This is a genomic window from Bacillus sp. FSL E2-8868 (genome assembly GCF_038005505.1).
In the GTDB taxonomy this organism is placed as follows: domain Bacteria; phylum Bacillota; class Bacilli; order Bacillales; family Bacillaceae_G; genus Bacillus_A; species Bacillus_A mycoides.
This window is the reverse complement of the sequence record NZ_JBBOTI010000002.1, coordinates 39441-51952: the sequence shown is the minus strand read 5'-3', so window position 1 is coordinate 51952 and position 12512 is coordinate 39441. Positions and strand designations below refer to the sequence as shown.

At 32.1% G+C, this 12512-nt stretch carries 17 protein-coding genes and 2 pseudogenes; 12 read left to right on the top strand and 7 right to left on the bottom strand.

All coding sequences use genetic code 11. The annotated features are described in order from the left end of the window. Positions 1–193 precede the first annotated feature (193 nt). Positions 194–391, bottom strand: coding sequence for a hypothetical protein (locus tag NSS74_RS11290; protein ID WP_002189672.1), 198 nt, complete (start codon positions 389–391; stop codon positions 194–196). A 317-nt stretch (positions 392–708) separates the two neighbouring features. Between NSS74_RS11290 and NSS74_RS11285 the strand changes: the two genes are divergently transcribed. Next, positions 709–924 carry a hypothetical protein gene (locus NSS74_RS11285; RefSeq protein WP_002085442.1) on the top strand — a complete coding sequence of 72 codons (216 nt, stop codon included), beginning with the start codon at positions 709–711 and terminating at the stop codon, positions 922–924. Between the two features lie 143 nt (positions 925–1067). Here NSS74_RS11285 and bclA read toward each other — a convergent pair. Then, positions 1068–1382 (bottom strand): annotated as a pseudogene (gene bclA / locus NSS74_RS11280) (collagen-like exosporium glycoprotein BclA); the annotation flags it as partial. A gap of 233 nt (positions 1383–1615) precedes the next feature. Next, on the bottom strand, positions 1616–1984 hold the full coding sequence (locus NSS74_RS11275; RefSeq protein ID WP_149190529.1) for an FtsB family cell division protein: 369 nt from the start codon (positions 1982–1984) through the stop codon (positions 1616–1618). Positions 1985–2313: 329 nt separating this feature from the next. Between NSS74_RS11275 and NSS74_RS11270 the strand changes: the two genes are divergently transcribed. After that, the gene (locus tag NSS74_RS11270; RefSeq protein WP_016101959.1) at positions 2314–2484 is read left to right on the top strand and encodes a hypothetical protein; all 171 of its coding nucleotides are present in this window, start codon (positions 2314–2316) and stop codon (positions 2482–2484) included. A gap of 164 nt (positions 2485–2648) precedes the next feature. Then, positions 2649–3029: a hypothetical protein gene (locus NSS74_RS11265; protein ID WP_002127497.1), complete on the top strand. Its 381-nt coding sequence runs from the start codon at positions 2649–2651 to the stop codon at positions 3027–3029. Positions 3030–3136: 107 nt separating this feature from the next. Here the strand turns inward: NSS74_RS11265 and NSS74_RS11260 are convergent, their stop codons facing one another. Continuing rightward, positions 3137–3439 (bottom strand): hypothetical protein, encoded by a 303-nt coding sequence (locus NSS74_RS11260; RefSeq protein ID WP_187770548.1) that lies wholly within the window; start codon positions 3437–3439, stop codon positions 3137–3139. A 461-nt stretch (positions 3440–3900) separates the two neighbouring features. Here NSS74_RS11260 and NSS74_RS11255 point away from each other — a divergent pair, with 461 nt between their 5' ends. From NSS74_RS11255 to NSS74_RS11240, 4 genes are all read left to right on the top strand, one after another. Continuing rightward, positions 3901–4257 (top strand): hypothetical protein, encoded by a 357-nt coding sequence (locus tag NSS74_RS11255; protein ID WP_002032241.1) that lies wholly within the window; start codon positions 3901–3903, stop codon positions 4255–4257. A 124-nt stretch (positions 4258–4381) separates the two neighbouring features. Further along, the gene (locus NSS74_RS11250; RefSeq protein ID WP_061690209.1) at positions 4382–4897 is read left to right on the top strand and encodes a GNAT family N-acetyltransferase; all 516 of its coding nucleotides are present in this window, start codon (positions 4382–4384) and stop codon (positions 4895–4897) included. Positions 4898–4943: 46 nt separating this feature from the next. Then, the gene (locus NSS74_RS11245) at positions 4944–5498 is read left to right on the top strand and encodes an AAA family ATPase (RefSeq protein ID WP_149190530.1); all 555 of its coding nucleotides are present in this window, start codon (positions 4944–4946) and stop codon (positions 5496–5498) included. Between the two features lie 70 nt (positions 5499–5568). After that, positions 5569–6027: a DinB family protein gene (locus tag NSS74_RS11240; RefSeq protein ID WP_149190531.1), complete on the top strand. Its 459-nt coding sequence runs from the start codon at positions 5569–5571 to the stop codon at positions 6025–6027. Between the two features lie 58 nt (positions 6028–6085). Here the strand turns inward: NSS74_RS11240 and NSS74_RS11235 are convergent, their stop codons facing one another. The 3 genes from NSS74_RS11235 to NSS74_RS11225 form a co-directional block, all read right to left on the bottom strand. Then, the gene (locus NSS74_RS11235; RefSeq protein WP_002141854.1) at positions 6086–7102 is read right to left on the bottom strand and encodes a D-alanyl-D-alanine carboxypeptidase family protein; all 1017 of its coding nucleotides are present in this window, start codon (positions 7100–7102) and stop codon (positions 6086–6088) included. Positions 7103–7283: 181 nt separating this feature from the next. Beyond that, positions 7284–8441 (bottom strand): sensor histidine kinase, encoded by a 1158-nt coding sequence (locus tag NSS74_RS11230; protein ID WP_002085430.1) that lies wholly within the window; start codon positions 8439–8441, stop codon positions 7284–7286. Further along, entirely contained in the window at positions 8431–9126 is a 696-nt protein-coding gene (locus NSS74_RS11225) for a response regulator transcription factor (protein ID WP_002016575.1), read from the bottom strand. Before NSS74_RS11225 ends, NSS74_RS11230 begins: the two co-directional genes overlap by 11 nt. Before the next feature lie 197 nt (positions 9127–9323). On the opposite strand from NSS74_RS11225, the pseudogene NSS74_RS11220 reads away from it, so the two are divergent. The 5 genes and pseudogenes from NSS74_RS11220 to NSS74_RS11200 all read left to right on the top strand — a co-directional run. Next, positions 9324–9446: pseudogene (locus tag NSS74_RS11220) on the top strand (HD domain-containing protein); the annotation flags it as partial. A gap of 25 nt (positions 9447–9471) precedes the next feature. Beyond that, positions 9472–10146, top strand: coding sequence for a DUF3885 domain-containing protein (locus tag NSS74_RS11215; protein ID WP_149190532.1), 675 nt, complete (start codon positions 9472–9474; stop codon positions 10144–10146). Positions 10147–10170: 24 nt separating this feature from the next. Beyond that, positions 10171–10881 carry a 5'-methylthioadenosine/S-adenosylhomocysteine nucleosidase gene (gene mtnN / locus NSS74_RS11210; RefSeq protein WP_149190533.1) on the top strand — a complete coding sequence of 237 codons (711 nt, stop codon included), beginning with the start codon at positions 10171–10173 and terminating at the stop codon, positions 10879–10881. A gap of 16 nt (positions 10882–10897) precedes the next feature. Further along, a complete protein-coding gene (locus NSS74_RS11205; protein WP_002032257.1) occupies positions 10898–11533 on the top strand; it encodes an SDR family oxidoreductase in 636 nt (211 codons plus the stop codon). 111 nt (positions 11534–11644) lie between these two features. Continuing rightward, positions 11645–12493 carry a GNAT family N-acetyltransferase gene (locus NSS74_RS11200; protein ID WP_061675562.1) on the top strand — a complete coding sequence of 283 codons (849 nt, stop codon included), beginning with the start codon at positions 11645–11647 and terminating at the stop codon, positions 12491–12493. Positions 12494–12512: the final 19 nt, after the last annotated feature.

The following is a 12512-nucleotide window of genomic DNA, read 5'->3' as shown; positions in this document are numbered from 1 at the left end:
TAAGGGAGATATTATTGTCGTTCAATGTCGAAATTTGGCGTATCCGACAAATTAATATTATCACGAATTTTCAGGAGATTTTGATAGTGGATGTGTCAAAAATGTGTACGGGTTTCATATAAAAGTGTTATTTAAATAGGAAAAGGGAAAAGAATTAAGTTCACTCGTTCTTAAGATTTTTTCCCTTTTAAATTTACTGTTTGTTCGTTGTTCTATATACATCTGAAATTGGTAAATCTTCGCCATGTAAAGCTTGAGTACTGTCCTTTTTGTTTGAATTATGTGCCTCCTGAGAGGTTTCTTGCAGTTGTTCTTGGGCCTTACTAGGGGTATTCAGCGCATCTAATGACACAGAATCAAGTTGTTGACTTAATAAATCTTTTTTATCCATGTTATGTAGCTCCTTTTTGAACTTAGATATAAAAACAAAGTATTTTTAAATAGTTACGTGGGTATTATGTATCTTTGAATGGAATTATATACACAAACTATATTGAGAATTTAACTAATTATAAAAATTACTTGTGCTGACAAGCTTAAGAAATATAAAGATCATTAGTTCTTAATAAAAGCGTTATTTTAGTAGGGTGTTACGAAATTTCATTTGAAAGGAACATCCCAATGATAAAAAAGAGCACTGTAAATCAGTGCTCATCTTATTAGATATTGCTTAGTCCTTAAAAATAAAACCGTTACGGACAATTCACAATGGTAATAGTGACGCTAGCCATTGTTCCAGGAGAATCAAGAAGTGAAGCAGTAACGGTTACTGTTCCAGGCCCATTAGCGGCTAGAAATACAGCGGTAAAGTTACCTGAAGCATTGGTAATGACCGCAAGAGGAACCATGAAAGCAAGAGAAGGGTTACTAAATGAAAAACTGACCACTACTCCTGGAGTAGGACTACCGTTTACTAATACTTGACCCGAAAAAAATAAAGTATTATTTCCTTGAGTGGATACACATGCTGTGGTTTCGTTAGAAGTCAAAGTAATAGATGCAGGCCCAGCAGGAAGATTAAATCCGGTTGGTCCGGTTGATCCGGTAGAACCAGTTGGTCCGGTTGGTCCGGTTGGTCCGGTTGGTCCGGTTGGTCCGGTTGGTCCGGTTGGTCCGGTTGGTCCGGTTGGTCCGGTTGGTCCGGTTGGTCCGGTTGGTCCGGTTGGTCCGGTTGGTCCGGTTGGTCCGGTTGGTCCGGTTGGTCCGGTTGGTCCGGTTGGTCCGGTTGGTCCGGTTGGTCCGGTTGGTCCGGTTGGTCCAGTTGGTCCGGTTGGTCCAGTTGGTCCAGTAGAACCGGTTGATCCAGTAGAACCAGTAGGACCAGTAGGACCGGTAGGGAATTGAAAGGGTGGAGCAGGTGGAAGTGTAGGTCCAATAGAACCCGGATTAAGTGCAGCAAAAGATAAAAACTCGTCCATTATATATCACCTCTAAAAATCGTATTACTAATAGTAAATGTAATGATAGAGCAAAGTGAAATGGACAAGTGGCTGTATTTTAATAAATTAAACAAAATAGTTATTTGATAGAAAGAGAGATTAGTATGATTACTTTAGAAATTAAATATAAAAAGGCGATTATCTTCATATCGCCTTTTGGATAATACAGTGTAATTTTATTCAGTTATTTGATATATAGTTTCATTCGGTTTGGAAAATCCATACAGCTTCCTTGCGAATTTTAAAACTTCTTCTTCACTACCTGTTAAAACTTTAACATCATTTTTAAGGGTATGACCATCCTTCTTTAAAGAAGATAATTTTTGTTGCTCCGTATTAACCGTGATTTGTTTTTCTTTAATCATTTCTTGCTGGTTATTAAGAGAATATTGAAGGACAAAAATTATAGGTAATATAAAAGCTAAAGTAGTTATAATACGGCGTCTTGTTTTTTTATTATTACCTTGTTTGGTGTTAGCGTTCACTTGCTGTGAGGGTATCTTAGGATTTGATTGTTGTGATGATATTTTTGGGATGTTTCCCATTAAAATGCCTCCATTACTGATTGTAGAATTTAAACTGTTTAAAAGTATTATAAATGTTCAATGGGAATTTTAGAAGATAGTTTAATCTAGGTGAGTTTTGTAAAGTTTAAACAAAATCCTTATTTAAATAAAAGGAACCCCGATTGTCTGCGGGGCTCCTAAGGGTAATCGTCAAGTAATGACGTACTCGACTAGTTAACGATATCATGAATTTTTTGGTAAATATACTGGTAAATGCGTCCAAATTAATGAGAGCATTATTTGAAACAAAAACGCTATTTTAATAGGGAGGGGAATAATGATGATTCCATGGGACAAGCGAGTATACATTGTATCAAGGTGATCATTTTATTACAGAGGGGACAATTTTAGAGGTTAGTGAAAAGGCGAATAAATCATTATATTGGCGTTGGTGCATGTTAGCTCCAAGCTATGAAAAAGTGTGCGGTAATAGTACAAAGCGACTTCGGTTGATTCGGATAGATGATGATGAAGAATGATATAAAAATTTCATTTTGTAGAGAAATGAGATGATTAAGGATGGGCATAGAATATGCCATGTTTGTATTAAAAAAGAGCAGAATTTAGCCTATATAAAGATGTTGGAATTGTTCTAAAGGGGGGAATATCTGAAATATAAATAATTGAGGGGAGTGAACTAATAATGGAAACTAGTACTTTTTTAGGATTGTTTTGGGGATGGATAACGGTTATCGTATCGGGAATACTTTTCGTACGTCCATCGGTACTACGTGAATTGAAAAAATTAGTGGTTGAAGACAGAGGATTTGGTATTATGTATGGTTTTCTATCGATTTTCTTAGGGTTAGGTAGTGTAATCCTACATAATGTATGGGTATTCAACTGGCAGGGGTTCCTAACGGTTATTGCATGGCTTGCATTATTAAAGGGAATCTACATAATTGCATATCCTGAACCCTCCAAGAAAACAGACTTTGAATTAAGGGTACTATCTACACGTATAGCGCTCGCTATCATTGGCGCCTTGGCTTTATGGATGCTTATAGTAATCTATATAAAATAATCCTTTTCTAATAAGAACTATATTAAAATAAATCTCGACGTGTTCATTGACAAAAAGCTGACTATACTTAGTCAGCTTTTTGTATATTACATTCTAGTATTTATCGGTCACAAAAGACATGTTCTCTCTTTTAAGTCGATATTGAAAATGTTACCAATTTTTTCTTTTACAATGACAACAAATAAAGAAACATTTACAACGACACTTATTTCGTTTAGAACTCCAATCATTATCACAATGATTCTTTTCTTTAGATGTCCACCAATCATCATTACAATGCTTTTCCTTAGAACTCCAATCATCATCACAATGATTCTTTTCTTTAGATTTCCACCAGTCATCACAACAATGCTTTTTCTTAGAACTCCAGCAATCATTTTTCCAGGACATTCTTTTATACCTCCCTTCAATAGGATTCATACTATTCTATGTTTTAGTAAAAGAATGGCTTGTTTATTAACCTATTATTTTATCTTTATATGATAGAGTGCTTTCTACTAGATATAGAACTCATACAAACTATGCTAATTTTCAAGAGATAGTTGAGAGAACTACTGGTTATGATATTAATCAACAAACACTTGTTGAAGGAAACGTTAAGATTTTAAATAATATCTTATTTTGGAGTACGCTTTTCTGAATGTATATTTCACAATGGTAAAGGAAAAATACACCATATCACTGCGAACAAAGCCTATGTATATGTGAAGTAATAGGAAAAGGTGGTCCCCATTCAAGGAGCCAGCTTATTAAAAATATAAATAAGAAGGTTTAGTACAAGTGTTTGTTTTTTTGTTTCTATGCTTTTGTCTCGTACACTTTTAAGCTATTGGACATACTTTACTAGTAGAAAGGATTAGGGGGTGAGGTTTTGGGTTCTCGATTTAATAATTGTAGAAAAAAATGTACGTGTAAGCATGATGATTGTTGGGACATTTTTGAAGAGTGTAAAAAGGAAAAGAATGAGAAATGTGACAGCTCTTGTGTACAAGGAATTAGAGATGAGCTTAAAAAATTAATTAATAAAACAGTGCGAATTAACACTGAAGGACGTACTTATATAGGTACTGTTTCTTCGGTAACTTGCGATGTTGTTAAGCTAGCTGCTATTCCTGGTTCAGTTGCAGCAATTATATCTCTTTGTAAAATTGAAGCAATTTTACCACCTGCTACAACTGTTACTGATGAGTTTGATTTTAACGGTGTTGACGTAGCAAATAAAGATTAATTATGCTTTATTGATGCTAAGCCATTCTTATGAATGGCTTTTTATTTTGTTTAAAAGGGAATATATTTTTCATATAGAAATAAATTTGAAGGTGTATAAAAGGTTGTGTGAAAGGAGAATGAGAGTGATCAAGCTGAAACAATTTACAAGAACTGATTTCAAACAATTAATAAATTGGATTAATTCCGAAGAATTTTTAATACAATGGTCGGGAAATGCATTCACATATCCTTTAAATGAACAGCAATTAGAGAAATATACAGAAAGTGCAAACACACTGGCATTCAAAATAATAGATGAAGAGACTAAAGCAGTTATTGGTCATATTTCTCTTGGACAAATAGATAATATAAATAAGTCTGCTAGAATTGGAAAAGTGCTAGTTGGTAATACGAAAATGAGAGGGCGTTCTATAGGGAAACATATGATGAAAGCCGTACTTCGTATTGCTTTTGAAGAATTAAAACTACATAGAGTAACTCTTGGTGTTTATGACTTTAATAAGTCAGCTATTTCTTGTTACGAAAAAATAGGTTTTGTAAAAGAAGGTTTATTAAGAGAGTCAAAAAAAGTAGGAGAAACGTATTGGAATTTATGGGAAATGAGTATGTTAGAATATGAATGGAACAATAAAAAATAGTGTTTTATAATTATATTATGTTAACAAAAGGGGTTTGGTGGGAATCGTGAATAAAAAAACAAAAATAATTTCAATTGCAGCTGTTTCAGGGGGCGGTAAAACTACCATTACAGAAAGTTTAGCTCATGAGTTGAAAAACTCAAAGGCTCTATATTTTGATAGATATAAATTTGATAACTGTCCCGCAGATATTTGTAAATGGATTGATGATGGAGCTAATTACGATGAATGGGTACTTACACCGCTAATGAATGATATTCAGCGTTCTATACAAGATAGTAGTTTAGATTATATTATAGTAGATTATCCCTTTGCTTACTTAAATAGTGAAATGCGGGAATTAATAGATATAACTATATTTATTGACACCCCTTTAGATATTGCGATGGCTAGGAGGATTTTGCGTGACTTTACAGAAGATAAAATTAGTGAAATACATAATGATCTAAAACACTATATAACACATGCGAGAAAAGCGTATTTAGAGGCGATTAATACAGTAAAGCCGAATTCAGATATCGTTTTGGATGGATCTTTATGTGTAAATGAAATAGTTGTGCAAATAGTAGAGGAATTCAGTAGAAGAAATGTGATTTTGTAAAGTTGATTGAAAAATGAATCATATACGAATGGAACATTTATGGCTATATAAAAAAGTGGGGTGCTTCAATTTGAAAACGCTATTTTATAACAATTGGCAAGTAAGAGATGATTGGTTTAAATGGTGTGAACAACTTACAGAGGAAGAATTGCTTCGCAAACGTGTTGGAGGTGTTGGGAGTATTTTAGAAACACTTTTCCATATTGTAGATGTTGAGTATAGCTGGATTAGTGCACTTCAAGAAAAAGAGGATAACGAACCACAGTTTAAAGATTATCAATCAATCCAAAAAGTAAAAGCGCTATCTGATTTATATCGACGAGAATTAGAAGAGTTTTTGCAAATATGGTCTGGTGACCTAGAATATAAGATATTAAAAGCTTCATGGACAGATAAAACATATAAATACGGTGAAGTTTTAAGGCATGTAATTGTACATGAAATTCATCATATTGGTCAGATATCTATATGGGCGAGAGAACTAAATCTTCAGCCTGTTTCAGCAAATTTAATTGGAAGAGGATTGTAGATTTAGAAACCGACTTGCAGTGTAAACGCAAGTCGGTTTTTATATATAAGAAGATTTCTTAATTAAAATCCTCGGCTTTTTTTTGACGTATATATAAAAACATTAAGATTGTAATGATGAAAAAGATCATAATCGTTTGTATGATTAAATTTTTAAACTGAAACAATATTGTCCAAGATGTAACAGCATCTTTAAAAGCTTGGAGTGCAGAGTACGAGGAAGGATCAAAACCGTACTGAAGTAACTTTTTTGTTTCAATAAAAGTACTGTTTTCATCACCGGCGTCTAATATTACTGAAATAAGTCTAGTATCTCCTCGTGTGGCTGTACTGACAAAACTATAATTACCATTAGTTGAAAAACTAGTTTGTAAGCCGTCAACACCTTGGAGTTTAATGTTTTTATTAAGGGAATATATCATTTTATTTGTATTGAAAACTTTTGAATCTTTGAAGGTAAATTGGTAAGAGGTTAGTTTCGTAACATTCAATACATCTGGAAAGTCTTTTACTAATTGTGTTGCTAGTTTAGCGACGTCTATCGATGTTGTAGTTGATTGTTTATTGGTATCGTTATTAATTCCAGTAGCATTTAGAAACGGGGATGGTTGTGATAACTTTAGTTGTTTTGCTTTGTCATTCATTAAAAGTGTAAAGTTATCTTCGTTTCCAGCAATGTGTTCTGCAAGGGCAAGTGCGGAACGATTATTCCCTGTCAAAAACAATGCATGAAGTAAATCACGAACCGTCGTTTTATCTTTCGAAGTTACTTGTATAGGACTCGTTTCTGCTCGGAAAACTTCGTTACTTATTTTTACTAATTCATCTAACTGTATTTTTCCTTCATTCAGTTGTTCCAGTGCGATATACTCTGTCATTAATTTAGATAAAGTAGCTGATTGTATAGGAGTTTCTTCATTTTTTTTATAAACAATCTCACCAGAATTAGTATCTATTAAAATAGCTGATTTAGCTTGAATAATTGGACCATTTACATAAAGATAAAAATATAAAACGATAAGTGCAGTAATAAGAAAAGATAATAATAAAACTGTTATTTTTTTCAAGAATTGCATTAGCGATCCTCCTAATATTACATCAATAATATTATTGTAAAAAGGAATGCTTAATTAGGAAGAAAGAAAAGGTAAAGAATTTCTAAAGAATTATAAAGTATTATTAAATTTTGGATATTGATGGAATATAAAAGGTTCAATTTCTTATATGATAAAAAATTGAACCTATAAATATGTGGTATTAAGCTTTATAAGGGAGTAATTTTACAGTGAAAGTTGTTTTTTTATCATCGCTATATACTTCAATTGTTCCTTTATGCAATTCAACAATACTTTTTGCAATTGCTAATCCGAGCCCAGATCCACCAGTGTTTGTTGAACGTGATTTTTCAACACGATAAAAACGTTCAAAAATATGAGGTAAATCAGTACTAGGGATAGGTTGTCCGTAATTTGTTATATCAATTGTAATCATGTTATTGCTTTCGTAAGCGGTAATATCAATATGATCTCCATCATTTCCATAAGTAATAGCGTTTATGATTAGATTTTCAAACACACGTACTAATTTATCCCCATCAGCTAGTACCATTAGCTTTTGAGATGGGAAAGAAGGGCGACATTCAATATTAGCTTCTTGAAGCTGTATCCGAAATTGGACAGTTAATTGTCCAAGCAATTCTACAATATCAATGGGAGCAGAATATAAACTTAACTCTTTATTTTGAACACGTGTATATTCAAACAAGTCATTCATTAATGCATTAAGACGGGTTACTTTATCGTAAATGACTTGAATATAGTATCGTAATTCTACTTCATCTCTATAATTATCATGATGGATTAAATTTACGTATCCAACTATAGATGTAAGAGGGGTTCGTAAGTCATGTGATACATTTGTAATAAGTTCGCTTTTTGCTTGTTCTGCCTGTCTTTCTTCATCAATCGAAACTTTTAATTGCTCAATAATTTGATTGACCCCAGTTGCCAGTTCTTCTAAATAATTATGGTGTACGATGGAAACTTTATGATTAAAGTTTCCACTTGCAATATACCGAATCTCTTCAATCATTTTTTTTATACAAGTTTCATAGTAAACCTTTCTTTCATGACGATAAAAAATGTATAAATAGGATGAGAAAATAGAAAATAAAAACAAATAAGATACAATCATCATCCATAAAGACTCTTTTAATCCAATATATTTTTCATGGCCAAAAATTCTAATGAATTCTTTTCCTAGTTCGCTTAGAGTAAGTGAACTCTCAATTACACTCGTTACGAGGCGAAATATAATTAATTCGGTAATTGGTGTAAGAGTGATAGCTAATAAAAGCCAAAAAATAAGCTTCCACTTTGGTATATCTTTTAATATATCAAATGCTTCATTTCTCAATTTTATATCCTACTCCCCAAACCGTATGAATTAGTTTTTCACCATTCATTACGGTTTCAAGTTTATCGCGTAAATTACTAATATGGACCATTACCGTTTTATTAGAACCATAACCGTCTTCATTCCAAACTCGTTCGAATATCTCTTCAGAGCTAAATACTCTTCCAGTATTACTCGCTAGTAAATATAAAATATCAAATTCGATAGAGGTGAGTTTAATATATTCTCCATTTACTTTAACAGTATGATTATGTTTATGTATTTCAACAGAACGAATACGAATAATACCATCTTCATTCTTTTGGGAAGTAGCATTTTGGAAAGAGGATCTTCGTAATAAAGCTTTCACTCTAGCCACTAATTCTAGTGGATTAAACGGTTTAATCATATAATCATCTGCGCCGGTCATAAGTCCTAAAATTTTATCCATATCTTCAGCCTTTGCACTAAGCATAAGGATAGGTACAGTATTATTTTCACGCACTTCTTGACAAACTTCCAATCCGTTTCGTTTTGGCATCATAATATCTAAAAGCATAAGGTCAACTTCATATGTACATATCATTTGTAATGCTTCATCACCATCATAAGCTTTATAAATGTTATAGCCTTCATTTCGTAAATAAACAGCCAGTAATTCTACAATATCTTTATCATCATCAATAATTAATATGTTTTTATTCATTTTATAGTTAGTTCCTTTCCTTACAATTAATCAACATTACTATAATATCAAACATTTATGTATTTTGTAGTAATGTTTCTACATAAAATTTCATGTATCGTATTAAAAAGGAATTAAAACATTCATAACGAATATAAAATAAGAAGGATATTCAAACTCCACATTATACTGAAAGATAGTTATAAGGGGGACTTGCTATGTTATATAATGATATATATTCATTTACTCCAACTGGAAAAATAGAAAATGATATTAAAGCTTTCCTATTAAAATACAATAAAGAATTTACATATAAACATTCAATTCGGAATTTAAAAGAAATTGTAGAGTAGAAAGGGTATGAAAATGCAATTTAAAGAATATATGAATCAAATATTTCCAGGAGTTACTTTAGTGCCGTACATATACTCTCAGTGGGAAAATCATCTTCATTTTGATTTTGGGAAAGATAAATATCAATTCAAAGAAGATGGTAACACGTATAATATGGAATATTTCACACAACTATATAGGTATAATAAAAATCTATTTAAAGATATATTTTCAAAAGAAGATACCGTCTTTTTAATCACAAATGTTTATCGATTTAAACAGGAAAATATAAAAAATCTGCAGAAAATAAATGTATACAATAGATTTATTAAAAAGAGCGGTTTAAAGTTTCATATTAGACAAGAAACATTACCTTTTCTATTTGAAGATGAAGAAGCTGACTTATATTGTACATATCAATTTTCTTTACAATGTTTTGCAGAAGATATTAAATATGAACCGCTTATTCAAGCAGCTAATCATGAAGATTACCCTGACCTACGTCCACGTCTAGGGCGAAAAAAAGAAATTTCATATCCAGATGTATTTTTTATAAATGTAACAAAGGATATTATCATGTTTATTTATGATGATAGAGGATGTGAAGTAATTGCGAAGAATAAAGAAAAGATACGGGATTTATATGTGAAGTATAAAGAGTGGATACCAGAATATGAACGAGAGAGTATAGATGACTTATTTACATGAAAATAGGAGGAAGTGAAGTGTGTAATGAAAAGGATCGCAATTGTATCTGCATGGGAACCAGAGCTTACGTATTTGCATCAACATTATCCAAGTGAGCGTGTAGAAAAAATAGCAGCTTGGGAATTTCATTTTCATTCTATTAATGAATTAGAAGTTATTTCAGTTGTAACTGGTGTCGGTAAAGTAAGTTGTGCTAGTTGTGTACAACTATTAATAAGTGAATTCCAGCCAGACCAGTTATTTATGACAGGGATTTGCGGGAGTTTATCAGATAAGGTGAAAAATGGACACATCGTTGTAGCTCTTAATACTTTGCAGCATGATGTTACAGCGGCTGGTTCAGGAGAAGATAGTTTTAATCTATATGATGGTAGAACAGCACCTATTGAAACAAATAAATCACTCGTAAAGCGAATGAAGAAATTGCGTTCGTATGACCCGGTCCATTTTGGTACATTTCTATCTGGAGATCAACGTATTCGAAGTTCAGAAATGAGGTATTTACTTCATACTGTATACGGTGCTTTAGCCGTTGATCAAGAAGTGGCAGCATTTGCTTATGTATGTCGTGTAAATAACAAACCATTTCTATGTTTAAAAGCTGCCTCAGATCAAGCGAATGACAAAACGAAAGAAGAACAAAAGGTTTTTAAAATGTTAGCATGTGAACGAGCGTGTGAGCATTTAATTACTTTTTTACGTGTTTATGAGATTACTGTAGTTAACAATGTATAGTAAGAGGAGTATAGTGATGAAAGCTACAAATAAAATAGCGATTCTTGGTGCGAATGGAAAAGTCGGAAAATACCTCGTAAATCAAGCGTTAGAAAAGGGCTATCAAGTACGAATATTAACGAGAAATTCTAAAAATATGACGATAACTAATGAAAATATAGAGACTATCCGTGGGGATGCCCGCGATTTTTCAGTCATACAGGAATTACTTCAAGGGTGTAAAGCTGTGATTAATGCGGTGGGTCAGCCGAAAAATGAACCTTATATTTTTAGTACAGTTACGAAGCATATTTTAAAAGTAATGAAGGAATATGAAATGAAGCGCTATATTCTTATTTCTGGAGGCTCCTTAAATGTAAAAGGAGATCAGAAGGGAATTGCAAATAAAATAGGGGCTAATTTGTTTCGATTATTTCTTCCAAAGATGATGCAGGATAAATATAAAGAATTGCAAATTATACAAAGTAGTGAAATAGATTGGACAATTGTTAGATTACCATTTGTTATAGAGGGAAATGGGATTGGTGATATTAAAGAGAGTTTAGTAGATATGCCAGGAATCAAAATTCAAAATGGGGATATTGCACCGTTTGTAGTAAAACAAATTAATAGTGAAAGATATATAGGAAAGTGTCCGCTCATTTCAAATTAAGAGATATCGTTAAAAATTAAAGAATAATGGATATAATGGATATAGTGGTAATAGTTTATTTCATGTGTTTGAATGTTGAGTTTAATACAAGTAAGTGGAGGATAATTCTATATGATTCAATATAAAAGGTGTAATGAAGTAAATATTGATTTAGTATATGAAGCGTTTAAAGATGGTTTTTCTGATTATATTATTAAAATGGAAGTTTCAAAAGAGGATTTTGTACAACGGTTTTTGGGACCAGAAGGTAACTCGCTAGAACACTCCTTTATTGCGTTAGACGGTGACAAATCTGTTGGTGTAATACTTGGTGGTATTAAGGTATATGAAAGTATAAAAACAATGCGCTGCGGAACATTAGCTGTTCATCCAGAATTTCGAGGCATTGGTGTAAGTCAAAAGTTATTTGAGTTACATAAAGAAGAAGCGACACAAAATAAATGTAAGCAGCTTTTTCTTGAAGTTATTGTAGGAAACGATCGGGCGATTCATTTTTATAACAAATTAGGTTATGAAAAAGTATATGATCTTTCTTATTATAATTTAAATGATTTAACTAAAATAATGAATAAAGATAATAAAAAGATTGAAGTAAAACAATTAGAATTTCCAACATTTAAAGTTGAGATTCAGAAATGGCTAAACTTCCATATAAATTGGCAAAATGATATTGATTATATCGAAAAAACAAATCATACATTTTACGGTGCATATGTTGATAGTGATATAAAAGGTTCTGTATGTGTAAATGAACAAGGAAAAATTAGTTTTATTTTCATAGACAAAGACTATAGAAATATTGGTGTTGGGACGAAATTATTACAGGTAGCAAGTGAAGAATTAAAGTTATCAAGTTTATCAATTGGGTTCCCAAACAACAATTTACTGGAAGGGTTTTTAAAGAAATCTGGATTTGAAAAGAATTCTTTAGCACAATATGAAATGTATTTATTGCTATAAAAAGCGGAGGGAATTATTC